Source organism: Helicobacter sp. 'house sparrow 1' (assembly GCF_900199585.1).
Lineage (GTDB): Bacteria > Campylobacterota > Campylobacteria > Campylobacterales > Helicobacteraceae > Helicobacter_H.
Genome location: NZ_FZQY01000007.1, coordinates 17,179 through 34,020 on the forward strand (window position 1 = coordinate 17,179; position 16,842 = coordinate 34,020).

The 16,842-nt window shown below is 30.5% G+C and carries 15 protein-coding genes; 8 read left to right on the forward strand and 7 right to left on the reverse strand.

What is annotated here, in order from left to right; translation table 11 throughout:
- Positions 1 to 36: 36 nt before the first annotated feature.
- Genes C6H31_RS04025 through C6H31_RS04050 form a run of 6 tightly spaced genes read left to right on the forward strand, consistent with a single transcriptional unit; the run spans position 37 to position 7,394 of the window.
- Complete coding sequence (locus C6H31_RS04025) at positions 37 to 1,473, forward strand: COG3400 family protein (RefSeq protein ID WP_104697538.1); 1,437 nt, start codon at positions 37 to 39, stop codon at positions 1,471 to 1,473.
- Positions 1,466 to 2,521 carry a 3-dehydroquinate synthase gene (gene aroB, locus C6H31_RS04030; RefSeq protein WP_104697539.1) on the forward strand — a complete coding sequence of 352 codons (1,056 nt, stop codon included), beginning with the start codon at positions 1,466 to 1,468 and terminating at the stop codon, positions 2,519 to 2,521. Before C6H31_RS04025 ends, aroB begins: the two co-directional genes overlap by 8 nt.
- Positions 2,518 to 4,089, forward strand: coding sequence for a mechanosensitive ion channel domain-containing protein (locus C6H31_RS04035; RefSeq protein ID WP_104697540.1), 1,572 nt, complete (start codon positions 2,518 to 2,520; stop codon positions 4,087 to 4,089). The genes aroB and C6H31_RS04035 overlap by 4 nt, the downstream gene beginning before the upstream one ends.
- Positions 4,089 to 5,330, forward strand: a complete 1,242-nt coding sequence (gene mtaB, locus C6H31_RS04040; RefSeq protein WP_104697541.1) for a tRNA (N(6)-L-threonylcarbamoyladenosine(37)-C(2))-methylthiotransferase MtaB — start codon at positions 4,089 to 4,091, stop codon at positions 5,328 to 5,330. The genes C6H31_RS04035 and mtaB overlap by 1 nt, the downstream gene beginning before the upstream one ends.
- Positions 5,317 to 6,921, forward strand: coding sequence for an AAA family ATPase (locus C6H31_RS04045; RefSeq protein ID WP_104697542.1), 1,605 nt, complete (start codon positions 5,317 to 5,319; stop codon positions 6,919 to 6,921). Before mtaB ends, C6H31_RS04045 begins: the two co-directional genes overlap by 14 nt.
- Positions 6,918 to 7,394 carry a hypothetical protein gene (locus tag C6H31_RS04050; protein ID WP_104697543.1) on the forward strand — a complete coding sequence of 159 codons (477 nt, stop codon included), beginning with the start codon at positions 6,918 to 6,920 and terminating at the stop codon, positions 7,392 to 7,394. The genes C6H31_RS04045 and C6H31_RS04050 overlap by 4 nt, the downstream gene beginning before the upstream one ends.
- Position 7,395: 1 nt before the next feature.
- On the opposite strand, the gene htpG is transcribed toward C6H31_RS04050, so the two are convergent.
- From htpG to purE, 3 genes are all read right to left on the reverse strand, one after another.
- Positions 7,396 to 9,252, reverse strand: a complete 1,857-nt coding sequence (htpG, locus tag C6H31_RS04055; protein ID WP_104697544.1) for a molecular chaperone HtpG — start codon at positions 9,250 to 9,252, stop codon at positions 7,396 to 7,398.
- 128 nt (positions 9,253 to 9,380) lie between these two features.
- On the reverse strand, positions 9,381 to 9,836 hold the full coding sequence (locus C6H31_RS04060; protein WP_104697545.1) for a methylated-DNA--[protein]-cysteine S-methyltransferase: 456 nt from the start codon (positions 9,834 to 9,836) through the stop codon (positions 9,381 to 9,383).
- Entirely contained in the window at positions 9,833 to 10,327 is a 495-nt protein-coding gene (gene purE, locus C6H31_RS04065; protein ID WP_104697546.1) for a 5-(carboxyamino)imidazole ribonucleotide mutase, read from the reverse strand. The genes C6H31_RS04060 and purE overlap by 4 nt, the downstream gene beginning before the upstream one ends.
- 70 nt (positions 10,328 to 10,397) lie before the next feature.
- Here purE and C6H31_RS04070 point away from each other — a divergent pair, with 70 nt between their 5' ends.
- Complete coding sequence (locus tag C6H31_RS04070) at positions 10,398 to 10,805, forward strand: META domain-containing protein (protein ID WP_104697547.1); 408 nt, start codon at positions 10,398 to 10,400, stop codon at positions 10,803 to 10,805.
- 104 nt (positions 10,806 to 10,909) lie between these two features.
- Positions 10,910 to 12,082: a glycosyltransferase family 2 protein gene (locus C6H31_RS04075; protein ID WP_104697548.1), complete on the forward strand. Its 1,173-nt coding sequence runs from the start codon at positions 10,910 to 10,912 to the stop codon at positions 12,080 to 12,082.
- Here the strand turns inward: C6H31_RS04075 and C6H31_RS04080 are convergent.
- Genes C6H31_RS04080 through prfB form a run of 4 tightly spaced genes read right to left on the reverse strand, consistent with a single transcriptional unit; the run spans position 12,065 to position 16,680 of the window.
- Complete coding sequence (locus tag C6H31_RS04080) at positions 12,065 to 13,618, reverse strand: glycosyltransferase family 2 protein (protein ID WP_104697549.1); 1,554 nt, start codon at positions 13,616 to 13,618, stop codon at positions 12,065 to 12,067. The two genes, C6H31_RS04075 and C6H31_RS04080, sit on opposite strands and share 18 nt — an antisense overlap.
- Complete coding sequence (locus C6H31_RS04085) at positions 13,599 to 14,945, reverse strand: peptidase U32 family protein (protein ID WP_104697550.1); 1,347 nt, start codon at positions 14,943 to 14,945, stop codon at positions 13,599 to 13,601. The genes C6H31_RS04080 and C6H31_RS04085 overlap by 20 nt, the downstream gene beginning before the upstream one ends.
- Positions 14,942 to 15,571, reverse strand: a complete 630-nt coding sequence (locus tag C6H31_RS04090) for a hypothetical protein (protein ID WP_104697551.1) — start codon at positions 15,569 to 15,571, stop codon at positions 14,942 to 14,944. Before C6H31_RS04090 ends, C6H31_RS04085 begins: the two co-directional genes overlap by 4 nt.
- 23 nt (positions 15,572 to 15,594) lie before the next feature.
- Complete coding sequence (prfB, locus tag C6H31_RS04095) at positions 15,595 to 16,680, reverse strand: peptide chain release factor 2 (RefSeq protein WP_104697552.1); 1,086 nt, start codon at positions 16,678 to 16,680, stop codon at positions 15,595 to 15,597.
- Positions 16,681 to 16,842 lie beyond the last annotated feature (162 nt).

The following is a 16,842-nucleotide window of genomic DNA, read 5'->3' on the forward strand; positions in this document are numbered from 1 at the left end:
GGTATTTTTGTTAATATTAATAATTGGGGAACTTGGGTGAAAAAAATCGTTCTAATACTCGATGGAATTGTAGCAAAAAAATTTTTACAAAATGTCTTAGAAAAATATTTTAGTAACAACACTTATATCGTAATTTCCAAAGATGGAAATATGCTTCCTAGTGAAATACCAAATGGTTTTTATTTTTATACTTTTGATCCAACTTCTCCCTATAGACTTTTAAATGTTATTGATTCAGAAGTTAGTGATATTTTAATTTTTATGGAAGATGCTAAAGAAAAAGAAGTAATTAGTGAGATTGTTACAAAAACTTACACTGGGGCTCATATTGTCATTAATGTAAAAAATGCAGAAGAAGCACAGCAATACAAGGATAATGATAGGATCTCTATCATTGATGAATCAATTCTGCTTTCTAGCGCATTGACTTCTAAATTGCCAAATGTTCCAAGAACACCCCAAAATTTTGGGTTTGGATTAGGAGAAATAATGGAGATAACTGTTCCCTTTGGAAGTGTTTTTGCATATCGTCACATTGGATCTATTCAGCAAAAAAATTATCGTATCGTTGGGATTTATAGACAGAATGATTTCTTATTAAGCACATATTCTTTAGTTATTCAACCCAATGATACAATGCTAATTGCTGGAGATCCTAAAGTATTAACCCAAGTTTATCATCAAGTTAGAAGCGATATTGGTCAGTTTCCTGCTCCTTTTGGAAAAGATGTATATGTTTATGTTGATATGATTTTACAGAGCTTTGATGAGCTGATGAGAGATCTTAATCAAGCAATTTTATTGCATCGTCATCTTAAAAACACAAAGCTTTATATTATAGTCCTACAACCAAGTGATTTTGACATAGTAAAGAAGATTAAAGAATTGGATAATCCAAATGTAGAAGTGATATTTGATTACAAAAATACGAGTTTTTTAGCGCGTTTTCAAGAGGATTTAAAGAAAAAAATAGGGATTGCTGTAATTGGAAAGGAGTTTTTTATCCAAAGAAAAATTAGAAAGGCTCTATTTAATGGTGGAATCCCTATATTTAAGACAAGTTATAAAGATTTGAATTTATTAAAAGATAGCATTGTTGTTTTTAATGAGGGTATGAGTAAGGGGGAAAATATTTCAGCAGTTATCTTTGATGTTGCAATACAGATGAAACTAAATATTATTGCTTATGATTTTGATCCAGATGAACATTATCAAAATGAAGTTTTAAAAGATTATGAAAGCTTATCAAGGATATTTGATAAAAAGGTTACTTTTGTAAAAACAAAGACGAAGAATCCTATTCTTTTTCTCAAAGAACAAGATGACCCGATGTTGCATTTTTTACCATTTGAAAAGTGCATCACTGGCAGAAGATTCTTTAACTCTCTTTCTACAAAAGTGGAAAAGATTTCTTTTATGCTAGATGATCATCCACAAATTTTTATTCCTATCTTGGAACAAGTTGATGAGTGAGAAGCTTCTTGTTAATTTTACATCCCATTCTTGTGGCTATGAAATTGAATTTGGCGATTTCTTAAAAATAGATTTTCAAAAAAAATACAGCAGGGTTTTGCTTGTAACTAGCCAAAAGGTGGGAGAACTTTATTTATCTCTAGTTTTGCCAAAAATCTGTCATTGTGAAGTTTTTAAGTGTATTTTAAAAGATGGAGAAGAGCATAAAAATTTTTCTAGTATTGAAGAGATATTACAAAAAGCCTTTGAATTTCAGTTAGATAGAAAGTCCTTAATGATTGCTTTGGGTGGAGGTGCCATAAGTGATATGGTGGGGTTTGCAAGTGGTATCTATCAAAGAGGAATTGATTTTATTAATATTCCTACTACTCTTCTTGCACAAGTAGATGCCTCTGTTGGGGGTAAGACAGGTATCAATACGCAGTTTGGAAAAAATCTTATAGGAATCTTCCACCAACCCAAGAAAGTATATATCAGCCCTATTTTTTTAGCTTCTCTTTCTTCTAGAGAAATTAATGCAGGAATAGCAGAAATAATAAAAATAGCAGTATGCTTTGATTCTGATTTTTTTGATTTTTTAACTAAAAGCAATCTCTATCTTCAAAAAGATCTTCAATATGCTATTAAAAAAAGTATTGAATTAAAAGCTAAAGTAATAGAAAAGGATGAAAAAGAAGAAGGGATAAGAGTAGGGCTAAACTATGGTCATACCTTTGCCCATGCTATTGAACTTGAGACAAATTATGTGCAATTTTTACACGGGGAAGCTGTAGCTATTGGTATGCAAATGGCAAATCTTTTGGCACTCAAAATAGGAGTTTTGAAACAAAATGAAATAGAGAAAATAGAGGAGTTGTTAAAAAAATATCATCTCTTGATACAATACAAAATTTATAATCAAAAAAGTTTTTATAAAAGCTTTTTTTTAGATAAAAAAACCCATTATCAAAAGGTTAGATTTGTACTCCCAAATGGTATTGGTGATGTGTTGGTTATGGATGATATCAAAAAAAGTTTTATACTTGAAGTCTTAGAGGTGTTTAGTTGAAAAAGGTTTTATTGCTATTACTAGGATTGGTATTTGTTTTTTCACAAGATGATCTTGAAGAATTGCAAAAAAAGATTCAAAATTTAGATCAAAAAATACAAACAAATGAAAATATTTGGATTCGAAAATATACAAATTTTGAAAATTACAATAAGGTTTATATGCAAATTCAATCCTTAGAGAAGGAATTAAAAAAGAACAAGAATCAGCCAAATAGTCCTGATAGTTCTTTTAAAAAACACCAACTTGAAACCCAAATTGAGACTTTGCAAAAACAACTTGAGCTTTTAAGCCAATATAAGGACAATCCATTTAAAGATTTGATTGAAAAACCAGAAATTGGTGAAGTGGTTAATGTAACCAACCCATTTGCAATTGTTGGTGGTTTTAGCTTTATCAAAAAGGTAGAGAGTCAAAAAAGAAATTTGGGATATAGACAGCAAACTCTAAATGATGCCCTTGAAATATTAAACACAAAATATAAGCTTTTACAAGAAATCTATAAGCTTGATAAAAAAGCTTCAAAAAAACAACTATATCAGACACAAACAAAAATTTTAGAATTGCAATCAGCTCAAGATATTTTAAAAACTACGGTGGATATTTATACAAAAGAAAGCCAAGAGATTGTCAATAAAATCTCAACACAAATTAAAAATCAGATTTTTAAGCTTATTTATATTGCTATTGTGATTTTGGTAAGTTTTGGGATTGCATTTATTTTAAAAGTTTTTTCTCGTAAATATATTCATGATAATGAAAGAGCCTATATGGCCTCAAAGATCATCAATTTCTTTAATATTACAATCATTATACTTATTCTTCTTTTTGCTTATTTGGAAAATGTTACTTATTTAATTGCTGTACTAGGTTTTGCCTCTGCTGGTTTGGCAATTGCTATGAAAGATTTATTTATGAGCTTGCTGGGTTGGCTTGTGATTACCATTGGAGGGAGTGTTCATGTTGGTGATAGGATTAGAATTAGTAAAGATGGATGTATTTATGTGGGTGATGTTTTAGATATTTCAGTTCTTAGAATCACCTTGTATGAGGATGTTACGCTAACAACATTTTTAGATAATAGAAGAGCAGGTAGAATAGTTTTTATTCCAAATAACTATATTTTTACAACAATGTTTTCAAACTATACACACGGAGGGATGAAAACAGTTTGGGATGGGGTTGATTTTGTTATCACATTTGATAGCAATATTCAAAAAGCTTGTATGATTGCAAATGAAGTGGCTACAAAATATTCTAAAGGCTATACCGAAACAACAAGAAAACAACTTAGTAAAATGCGTGATAAATATTCTTTAAGAAATTCTAATGTAGAACCAAAAACTTTTAGTCTTATTGATGGAAGTGGAATAAGAATTTCAGTTTGGTATCAAACCAATGCTTATGCAACACTAAGCCTTAGAAGTGTAATTTCTATGGAAATTATAGAAAGATTATTAAAAGAACAAGATATCAGGATTGCATATAACACTACAAAGCTTATTAAGGATGGAACAGATGGGTTTGGAAACAAAACAGCAAATATGTATCCAATTGAGGTGGAGTAATGAAAGTCTTTTTTAAAACTTTTGGTTGTAGGACAAACTTCTTTGATACACAAGTAATGATAGAAAAATTAAAAGATTTCTCTATCATAGAAAATGAGCATGATGCTGATATTATTATAGTCAATTCTTGCACCGTTACAAATGGTGCAGATAGCGGTGTAAGAAGTTATGTAAATAAAATGAAGCGTGAGGGAAAAAAGATATATTTTACAGGCTGTGGTGTAAAAACACAGGCTAAAAATCTTTTTGACAAGGATTTAATATTTGGAAGTTTTGGACATTCTCACAAAGAAAAGATTAATGATTTTTTGCTTTCAAAAGATCGTTTTTTTATTCAAGAGAGTGAAACTACAAAACACTTAGACAGCACAATAGTTAGTGATTTTTCCCAAAAATCTAGGGCTTTTATCAAAATACAAGAGGGCTGTGATTTTTCTTGTAGCTACTGTATCATCCCCAGTGTAAGAGGTATTGCTAGAAGTTATAGACAAGAGGATATTATCAAACAGATTGATATACTTGCTCAAAAAGGTATTAGCGAGGTTGTATTAACAGGAACAAATGTGGGGAGTTATGGTAGAGACTTGGGTAGCAATATTGCAAGATTAATTAAAGAAATTGCTAAAAATAATTCTATTAAGCGTGTAAGAGTGGGTAGCTTAGAGCCAAGCCAAATTAATGGGGAGTTTTTAGAATTACTTGAAGATGACATATTAGAAAAACATTTACATATTGCATTACAATATACTCATAATGATATGCTTAAGATTATGAATAGACAAAATAGGGTAGAAACTGATTTTATCTTACTAGAAAAAATTGCAAAAAAAGGTTTTGCAATTGGTAGTGATTTTATTGTGGGTCATCCTTATGAAACTCCTGAAATATGGGAGGAGGCATTGAAGAATATAAAGTCTCTGCCTCTTACACACATACACCCTTTTATTTATTCTCCTAGAGATAATACTCCATCAGCAAAAATGCCTATGACTGTGGATAAAAAAACTGCTAAAGAAAGGCTTAATGATCTCAATAAAGTCATTAAGCAAAAAAATCTTATTTTTAGGAAAAAAAAGAGTGTTTTAAGGGTTTTAGTTGAGAGCAAAAAGCAAGAAAACTATAGTGGTTTAGATCAATTCTTTAATCGGATTGTAATAAAAAGCCATAATAATATACAAGGAAATTGGCTAGAGATTAAAGATTATGAAGTAAGAGAAGAAGGCAATTATGCAGAGATTTAAGAATAGTCTTTATATAAGTATCATAAGTTGTTTTATATTGGGGATTCTAACTATAATATTATTTACAAGGGATTATACAACTCCTATAAACACTAAAGAATTGGAAAATATAATCAATCAAAACAAAACAATCAAAAAAGTCTTAACTGATGAAACATTTTTATATTTTTATATTGATAAGGAATGCTATAAGATTCCTAAGTTTGCTGTTGATAATGAATTAATTAAAAATCTTAAGATACAAGAAAAGCAAAATTATAGTTCGTTGTTTTTTATAGTACTTTTTATAGCATTAATTTTAGGATTCCTTCTATTTTACAGAAGATACAAAAAACCCCAAAAAGAGGTAGGAAAGATAGAAACTATAAGAGAAGAAAAAAGCCAAAATAATATCTATACCCCTATGACCTCAAAGGTAAGTTTTGATGATATCGCAGGAATTGAGGAAGTTAAAGAAGAGCTATTAGAATTAATAGACTTTCTAAAAAATCCATCACGATATCAAAAATTGGATATTGTGATGCCAAAGGGAGTTTTACTTTCTGGACCTCCTGGTATTGGAAAAACCATGATTGCAAAAGCAATGGCAAATGAAGCAGGAGTTCCATTTTTTTATCATAGTGGATCATCTTTTGTCCAAATTTATGCAGGAATGGGAGCAAAAAGAGTAAGGGATCTTTTTTCAAGTGCAAAAAAGAATGCTCCCTCTATTATTTTTATTGATGAGATTGATTCTGTAGGTAAGGCAAGAGATAAAAATAGAAGTGATGAAAGAGAAGCAACGCTCAATGAATTATTAACTCAAATGGATGGTTTTGATGAGAATAGTGGGATTATTGTAATTGGTGCAACCAATAAAATTAATGTATTAGATGAAGCTCTTTTGCGCAGTGGTAGATTTGATAGAAAGCTTTTGCTTGAATTACCCAGTATTGAGGATAGAGTAAAAATTCTAAAAAAGCATCTTAAAAATAAAAAAATTGATTTTGATCTTCACGAAGTTGCAAAACTTTGTGTGGGTTTTAGTGGGGCAGCTCTTGCAACCCTAGTAAATGAAAGTGCTTTATATGCCCTCAAACACAAAAAAGAAAAGATTACAATGGAAGATGTTTTGGCCTTAAAAGATAAGGTTTTTTTGGGTAAGAGACTTCCTGTTAAACTGGATTCTTATCAAAAAGAATTGTTGAGTATATATCAGGCTTCAAAATGTATAAGTGCAGTTATATTTGGACTAGAATTTGAAAAATGTTCTTTGGTGTTGGATTTCTTTATTCAAAATGAAAATGGTGTTTTATCTCAAAGTTTGCTAGAAAAACAAGCTAGATTCTACTTAAGTGGAATTTGCGGATTAAAATTAATCAAAAAAGAAACTTTTACTATAGGGCAATTGGATTTGCAAGAAATAGAAAAAATTTTACAAAAGATGTATGAATTTTATATGATAAAAGATACAAAGCTAGTCTTTAAAGACTTAAAAGAGCAACAGTTGGACTTTTTGGAAAAGTATATAGAAGAGATCTCAATTATTTCAAAAAGACTATTAGAAGAAGAAGTTTTGACATTTGATACCATAAAACAAAGTATTTTATGAGATTTTTTGGTGACTTCTACCTTGGTTTGGAAGAAAAAGGATTAAATTTTTTTATAAAAGATTTAAGCCTATATGATGTAGTTGGATTTGGATATGGTTGTTTTTTGGCTACTGAATATGCCATAGATAGAATACAAAATGGGTATAGGATACACAAAATTGTTTTAATTTCTCCCATCATTGATATCTCTGATCATAAAATAATAGTAAGGACCTATAAAAACTCTATTTTAAGAGACTATCAAATACCTACAAAAAAGATTGAAAAAAGAGAATGGGATTTAAATGTTTTGGAAAAAATTACATCTAATGGAGGCAGTTTTGAAGTCTATATAGGTAGTCAAGCTCCTAATTCCCAAAAAATCATTGAATTATTTAAACCCATTGGTTTGATTTATTGCTTCAAGGAGGGAGGTTTTGATATTTTTAATCAATTGTCTGATTTGAAGCAAGAAAATATCTTGCTTCAATAAATCAGATTGCTCTTTCTATTAGATCATAGATTCTGCGTGTAAAGTCTTTTGTATTTTGGATACTTCCAGAATCTAATATTTTTGCTGAATCAAAAAGAAGATGGACCATATCTTCAAATTCTTGTTTATCTTGCATTTTATTAAGTTTATTAATGACAGGATGACTGATATTAATTTCTAGATTCTTTGGCATACTCACTGGATTTTGCCCCATTTGTCTCATTAGGTTTGCCATCATTGCATTTTCTTCTTCTCCAATAAGTGCCACAGGAGAATTAAGAGTTGCTGATAATACGACTTCTTTGATTTGATCGCCAAGTTTTTCCTTAATTTTTTTACTTAATTCCTCATAATTTTTCTTATCTTCTTCACTAATTTGTTCCATTCCTAATTCTTCCAAAGCTTGTTTGCTTGATGCATCCTTCATTGGTGTTTTGTCATACTCATTTACATTTGGCATCACAAAAGAATCAATTTCATCAGATAGCAATAAAACTTGATAACCCTTTTGGGTATATTTTTCTAAAATTGGGGAAGCTTTTAAGAGGTCTTTATTTTCGCCAATTAAATAATAAATGCTTTTTTGATCCTGAGGCATTGCTTCTTTATAAGCCTTTAAAGAAACTAGATCTTGGTTTAAAGTATCAAATCTCAAAAGGTTAAGTATTTTGTCTTTATTTTCAAAATCGCTATAAAGCCCTTCTTTTAATACCCTTCCAAATTGTTCATAAAATCCTTTGTATTGTTCTTCATCCTTGCTTAGATTCTCAATCTCATTTAGTATCTTTTTAGTGGAAGCTGATTTAATATTTGCAAGAATTTTATTCTGCTGTAAAATCTCTCTACTTACATTTAAGGGTAAGTCTTCACTATCTATAACCCCTCTAACAAATCTTAAATACTGCGGTAATAATTCTTTATCATCATCTGTAATAAAAACCCTTTTAACATAAAGCTTAATGCCTGATTTATAATCAACTCGATACAAATCAAATGGCGCATTCTTTGGTATAAAAAACAATGTTGTATATTCTAAATTTCCTTCCACTTTTGTATGAATCCACTTTAGTGGCTCATTATTATCGTGACTAAAGCTTTTATAAAACTCTTTATAATCTTCTTCTTTTAACTCATTCTTTGCCATTTTCCAGATAGCTTTTGCGTGGTTAATTTGCTCAATTTTATCCTCTTTTTTTTCTACTTTTTTATCACCCTCATAGTTGGTTTGTGTATAGTGAAGATAAATTGGGAATTGAATATGCTCAGAATATTTTTTTACAATATTTTCAATCTCCCACCTTGAAGCAAAATTTTTATCTTCATCCTTTAAATAAAGTGTGATCTCACTGCCTTGTGTTTCTTTTTGACATGGAGTGATTTCATATTCTCCCTTTCCATCACTAATCCAAGCAAAAGCCTGATCTTCTCCTGCTTTTTTTGTCTGAACAATAATCTTATCTGCCACCATAAAAGCAGAGTAAAAGCCCACACCAAACTGACCAATTAAAGCAGAATCCTTCTTCTTATCCCCACTAAGGCTGGATAAAAAGCTTTTAGTTCCAGATTTAGCAATGGTTCCTAGATGATTGATTAAATCCTCCTCATTCATCCCAATCCCATTATCTATAATACTTAGTGTTTTTTTAGCTTCATCAAATTTAATATCAATGCGTGCATCAAACTTCATATTTTTAAATTTGTCTTCACTTAAGGTGAGATAATTCATTTTATCTAGAGCATCTGAAGCATTAGAAATTAACTCTCTTAGAAAAATTTCCTTATTGGAATAAAGAGAGTGTATCATTAAGTCTAAAAGTTGATTGATTTCTGTTTGAAAGGTATGTTTTTTACTCATCATTTCTCCTTGCTTAAATTACTTGTTTAAATTGTGTAATTATAACAGTATTTAACAAATAATTTATAAAACTTTATATGGATACTATAAAGTTTTGTTAGCCTATTAATATAAATTTGATGATTTTTTATTTATTTTAGAGAGCCTTCGAGTTTGAGTAAAAAAATTTTTTTATCTAATCCTAGGGCATATCCTCCAATACCATGTGATGAGACAACTCTATGACAGGGAATAATGATGCAAAAATCATTTTGATTGCAAGCATTGCCAACCGCACGATAGCTTAGTGGATTTGCAATTTCTCTTGCAATCTCTTTATAACTTTTTTGTTCTCCATATTCAATTTGTAGAATCTGTGTTAAAACTTTCTTTTTAAAATCACTCCCTTTTATCAAAAGAGGAAGAATAAATTCTTTTAAATCACCCTTGAAATAAGCATTTACTTGTTTTTTCACTTCTTGGGTTAGTTTTGTTTGTCTTTGCTCACAACTCTGAGGCGTTGATGGAAGAAAAGAAACAATCTTATCTTGTAAGATAGTAATATCAAAATCTCCAATAGGGGTTTGACAAGTATCAAAATAAATCAAAGAATAACCTCAATCTCCTTAGAATCTTCTTGAAGTTTTTTGATTTTTTCTTCTCTATCTTTTTGCAAAGCTAATGCAAGAGTTTTATCACTAAGTGCTAAAATTTGTATAGCTAAATATGCTGCATTGACAGCTCCAGCCTTTCCAATTGCCAATGTTCCTACAGGCATTCCACTTGGCATTTGAACTGTGCTAAGTAGGGCATCTAATCCATCTAAAGCACCCCCTGATAATGGGACACCAATCACTGGTTTAGTTGTCATTGAAGCAATTGCACCTGCCAAGTGAGCGGCCATTCCAGCAGCTCCTATGAAAACTTTTGCACCTTTTTGCTCTGCTTCTTTAACATATTGCTTTGTTCTATCTGGACTACGATGAGCCGAAGAAATAATAACCTCATAAGTTACATTAAATTGTTTTAACACTTCAATGGCTGATTGCATAATCTTATAATCACTCTTGCTACCCATAATAATGCTGACAAAATTCATATTATTCCTTAAGTATTTTTTTGATATTGTAGCAAAGCTAGTGTTGATATAAAGATAAGAGGTTAAGTCTTTGAGAGTAATTTTTATTTTGAATTTATTTTGTTGTCTGTTAGGCGCAACAAGCTTATCTCTTGCTCTAGAGAATAAAATTTTTTTAGGCAAATGGAAAATTGTTGGTATTGAAATAGATGGTATTAAAAGACAGGTGCTAGATGAGAATTCTTTTATTATTTTTAAAGAAAAATATTATTTGGGTAATGTTGGCTGTAATGATTTTATAGGCAATTATGCAATTATGAGACAAAAGCAAATAGTTCTGATACCAAGTATGATTAAAGAGAAAAATTGCAAAATAGAAAAATTAAATTTTGAGGCGATGTTTTTGCGCTATTTTATGGGAGGATTTAGAATTATTGATGAAAAGCAACTCATTATACTTCGAAACAATAGGTTAAGATTTTTATTGAAAAGATTTTGACATAAGCACTTGCAATTTTGTGATTTTAAGGCATAGTTGGATATAATGAGCACTTTTTAAGATTTTAGCATTATGCTGATAACTTTAAAAAATTAGGGCTTTTTATGAATGTTTTAACTTTCAAAATTTCACAAAATGGGGTTTCCTGTGACCCTGATGCCAATCAAGAAATTATAAAATCCTTACAAGAAATAAAAGATATCCAATCTATAGAGTTTCTTCCATCTACAAAAAAGATCAAAGTAAGCTTCTTGGATTTACAGACAGAAGAAAAAATCTTTCAAGTGGTAAGATCCCAGAGCTTGGATATTGAAAATAAACCTTTCTTTTCTGTAATACTACCTGTTTATAATCGAGAGGGTTATATTAAAGAAACTTTAGATTCTATTTTAAATCAAAGTTTTTTAGATTTTGAGGTTATTGCTATTGATGATGGATCAACAGATAAAAGCATAGAAATACTTGAAGAAAATGCAAAATTATTTGCAAATTTTAAGTTAATTAAATTAAAGCACTGTGGTGTGAGCGAAGCAAGAAACAAGGGAATACTAAATGCAAAAGGTGATTTCCTTTGTTTTATGGATTCTGATGACTTGCTTTCTAGGGATTATTTTTTACATTTTTATCAAGTCATAATGCAAACAGATGCAGATGTGATCAAAAATACTACAATATTAAAATTTTCTACTAAATCCCCAGCCTCTTTGAAAAATAAAAATTTAAAAATTTCTAGCATAAAAGAGTTTTATCTCAAACCTAGTAATATCAATCTGGGAGGCACTATATGGAGTTATTGCATTAAAAGGGAGTTGGTGGTTAAAAATTCAATTTATTTTCTTCCTCAACGCATTATGGAAGATGAGGGATTTGTGTATATGCTCTTGCCCTTATGTAAAAAGTTCATAACATTTAAAGGCTCTGCATATTACTACCGCCAACATCATAACTCTATAGTTGCAAATGCTCCTGTAGCTTTTGATAGAATCAAAAATTTTAAAGATATTATTCAATGGTATAGAGAAAAAAATATCATTCAAAAATTTCCAATACCCTTTCATATTCTTTATGATGTGAGTATTAAAAATCCTTCTTATACTCATTATCTTAAAGATTCCCAAGAGATGTTGCGCTCTTTGAAATTAGAAGAATTTCTAAAGCAAAATAAACTTGCTTATTATCTTTACACATTGGAAATAAAAGATTTTATAAAAGAGCACCAAAAGGCTAGAGGTAGATTTAAATATTATTTAAAAAGGTTATTAGGTATCCTTAAGTAAGCCATTTTTGCACCATTTTTTGGATTGCTCAATGCTTTGTATGTAAATTTGATGGTTTTCTTTTAGCATATTGCGAGAATTTTCCTGATGATACAAATGATAGGCTAGGGCATAGAACTTAAGTTTTCTCATTTCTCCCCCAGCATTTAAAAATCTCACCACAAACTCACTATCTTCTCTTCCCCATCCTATAAAATCTTCATTAAAACCATTGATTGCGTAAGCATCTTCTTTATAAAATGCCATATTGCAACCTCTGACAGACAAAAGCTTGTCTTTTTTTATTCCATTTTTTTTATTTTTTTGAGAGAGATAAAAAATAATTTTTGAAAGAATTAAATTCCTTTGATTCTTAAATATTTTTTTATTTAAAGCTTTTTTATGATTTTTTTCTTGCATAATACTTTGAGTTTCTAGCTCATTTAATATGATTCTTCCACCCTGGATGAAACAACTTTTTTTTGCAAACTTTAAATGATCTTGTATGAAAAATGGAGATAAGATCATATCTCCATCTACAATGATAATATATTCACCTTGAGCATTTGATATTGCATGATTACGAGATTTTGATAATCGATAACCACAATCCTCCTGCCAAATATGTTTAAGGGGAATTGGAAACTTGTTTTGATAATCTAAAATAAGCTCCTTTGTATCTTCTCCACTGCCATCATCTGCAATCAAAACCTCATTTGGCATAAGTTTTTGCTCCAAAATAGAATCCAAAACAAGAGCTAGACGCTCTTTTTGATTATAGGTAGTTACAATAAGACTCACACTAGGGGTAGTTAAAGAGTTTTCATAAAGTTTCATATATTTAAAAAATGCTCCAAGGCCATTACAAATACTAATAACAAATCCTCTATAGCCATATAAAAATCCTCTTTTAAAAAGATAATTGCGTATAAAAGTCCAAAAACCCTTCAAGATAGCAATCATAGGAGAAGAAAAGCGATGTGGGTTTTGCTGCGCCCAAAGAGAAGAGTAGTGTTGCATCTTGGCTAAAAGTTGTGTAATATCTTTAAAAGAATAATGTTTGATGCTTCCTTTTAACTTTATCTCTTGAAAATTTTTAGGCACATTTAAGCTTTCATGGACTAAAGCGCTATTAAAGCTAACCTCTTTTTTGTTAAAAAGTCTTTTTACATAATCAGGATACCAGCCACAAGCCTTGATCCACTCACCATTGTAGTGATTTTTTCTGCTTAGGGCATAAACACAATGTGAATCAAGTTTAAGATCATTAATGCTCTTGATAGCATCTTCATCTAAAACTTCATCAGAATCTATGCTTAAAATCCAATCATTCTTTGCATATGAGATTGCAAGATTTTTTAATGCACCAAAACCTATAAAATCGCTTTGATAAATTTTCACATTATGAAATTGTTTTGCAATCTCTAATGTGTTATCATCACTTAAATTATCAAGCAAAATAATTTCATCAAAATTCTTTAAGGCATCCAAACATTCTTTGATGGTTTTTTCAGAATTCTTTACTAAAATTGCAACACTAATTTTTGAGAGATTCATTGTGTTTTTTCTCAGGATTAGGAATTCTCAAAAAGCTAAATGCAGGAAGCTTAGCAGGCAACTTAACAGAGTGAATATTCCCACTATGGATACTTGAGAGCTCTTGTTGATTATCTAACAAAATCTTATTTAAAACCAAAAAGTGCTTATTGCCATCTTGATAAACTTTTCCTATTTCATTTTCAATACTTGGGATTGCGCTATCTAAAGGTGCTACAATTTCTAGAGCATCTCCAATATGGATACTATATTTACACAAAAATTCCTCACCATTTTCACTCACTTCCCCACATACTTGAAAATCCCCATCACTAATTGCACTCTTGTGATTTTGTGTATCTAATCTTTCAAAAGGTCTTCTTATGATATAGCCATCAGTAAATCCTCTATTTTTAAGAGTATGAAGTTCTTCTTGATAGATTTGAGGATTGATTTTATTTGCATAATAATCTTCAATTGCCATTCTATAAGTTCTTGCAGTAATCCCTGCATAATATGTTGATTTAGTCCTACCTTCAATCTTTAATGCATCAATTGCATTAGAATCTAAAATTTCTTGCAGATGGCTTGCTAGATTTAAATCTTTAGAATTAAGAATATGGGATCCAATTCCCTCTTCTTCTTCAATTTTTATCACTGCATTATTATCTGGAGCTTTAAGATAAATTTCATTATCAAAAGGAACAAGCCTATCTGTTTCTTTATCTTTTACAAAATATTCATAATCAAATCTACAATCATTTGCACAACTACCTCTATTAGGCACTCTACCATTTTGAAGAGCAGAGATGAGGCATCTACCAGAAAAAGCAAAACACATACTTCCATGCACAAAAATTTCAATTTCTAAATCCGGTAAATGTTTTTTTATCTCAATGGCATCCTTTAGACTCATTTCTCTAGCTGCAACAATTCTTTTTACACCCATTTCATAAAAAACTTCAGCATCCAAAATATTTAATACATTAGCTTGTGTAGAAAGATGAATAGGAATATGTGGTGCAATCTTTTTTGCCAATCTAACAACACCAGGTGCAGCAATAATAAATGCATCCGGATTAATATCAGCCATCTGTGTGATATGTTTTTCTAGTAGTTTGATTTGATGATTAAAAGGAAAGCCATTGATTGCAGCATAAACCTTTTTGCCTCTTTGATGGGCATATTTGATACCCTCTTCAAAGGTTTCAAAATCAAAATTTTTTCCCGCACGATTTCGTAGTGAAAAATGGCTAACACCGCCATAAACTGCATCAGCACCAAAATTAATAGCAATTTTTAATTTATGTAAATTTCCAGCAGGGGAGAGTAATTGAACTTTTTTCATTTTTTCCTTCCAAAAGAGGTAATAATTGCTTGAATTTCATTATCAAATTGATTGTCTTGATCTTCAGTTTCTTGTTTTGGAAAAACAGGAAGCCTTGTCTCATCAATAGGATCTTGAAATAAATGATGGATATAAAAAGATAAAGCTCTTGTAGTATCCATGATATGATTAATTTTTTGATGATAGGCTTTTTGGGATTTAAGCTTTTCATCTAAGTTTAAACAGTGTTTTGAAGAATTCTTGCTATTTTCTTGAATGGCAATAATTTTTTCTATCACTTCTTGAGTTTCGTGAAATGAATTATCAAAAATCTTTATGTTTGGAAATTTTAATACAAGCTTTTCAAAAATTTCAAGATGTCTAATTGCATAGTTTAGAATCTCTTGGATATTTTGATTAATGAGTTTGTTCTTATCCTGTAAATTTTTAAGCTCAATATCAGAATCTTCAAGTGCTTTTTGAGACTGCAGAGCTATAGATTGCAAAGTCTGCAACCTATTTTCCTTATCTTTAAGAGAATCATCTTCTATATCTTGATGAGTTACAGAATGAGGCATTGCTTCAGCTTCCTCATCCCATTGTTCTTGATGAGCTTTCATTAGTGCATCAAGTTCTTCTTGATTCATTGTTTCACTCCTTGACCTTTTCTTTAAGTTTTTGAAATCAATACACCCTCTATGATACTATCAATATCACCATCTAATATTGCCTCAACATTACTATAGGCAATATTACTACGATTATCCTTAACTTGCTGATAGGGACTTAACACATAGCTTCTAATCTGATGCCCCCAACCAATTTCACTTTTTTCTTGAGAAGATATCGAGCTATTTTGCTTTTCTCTTTCTATCTCATAGAGCTTAGATTTTAGCATTTTTAGAGCTGTAGCCTTATTTTTATGTTGCGATCTGTCATTTTGACATTGCACCACAATACCAGTTGGAAGATGAGTAATTCTGATAGCAGATTCTGTTTTATTTACATGCTGTCCTCCAGCACCACTTGCACGATAAGTATCAATTCTGATATCTTTTTCTTCAATATCAATTTCTATATTATCATCCAATTCAGGGCTTACCTGCACACTTGCAAAACTAGTATGTCGCTTTGCATTTGCATCAAATGGACTATTTCTCACTAAACGATGCACTCCATTTTCTGTTTTCATATACCCATAGGCATTTTCTCCTTTAATCAGAAATGCAACTCCCTTGATTCCTGCCTCCTCTCCATCTTGATAGTCTAAAATTTCAGCCTTATAACCCTTTCTTTCACACCATCTCAAGTACATACGATATAAAATACTCCCCCAATCTTGGCTCTCTGTTCCACCTGCACCAGGCTGGATTGTAACAATAGCATTTGCACCATCATATTCGCCACTTAACATTACTGCTATTTCTACCCGTTTGATAGAATTTTCAAGTTCTGCAGACTCTTCAAATAATAATGCTAGAGTTTCTGCTTCATTTTGAGAAAGCTCAAAAAGCTCAGAAGCATCATCAATAAGGCTTTTAGCACCCTGATAGGTTTGAATCATTCTCTCAATTTTTGATTTCTCTTTGCCTATCTCTCCTGCTTTTTTTACATCATTCCAAAAATTACTATCTTGTTCTAAGATAGCAATCTCATCTAATCTTTCTTGTAATTTTTCGGGTTTTATAATTTTTTGGATATTATTGATTTTAGTTTTTAAATTTTTTAAAAGTTCGCCGTACTCATAAGAATCCATGCCTAATACACTCTCAAATTTACTCAAAGTTTTAGACTACTTAAGTCTATGTTTTTAGAAACAGAATTCTACAACAAAAAAGAATAAAAATATCTGAACTCCTCAAGAAGATTCTAATCCACAAATCTTTGTCATATCAATCTTAAAAAACCAAGATTAAAA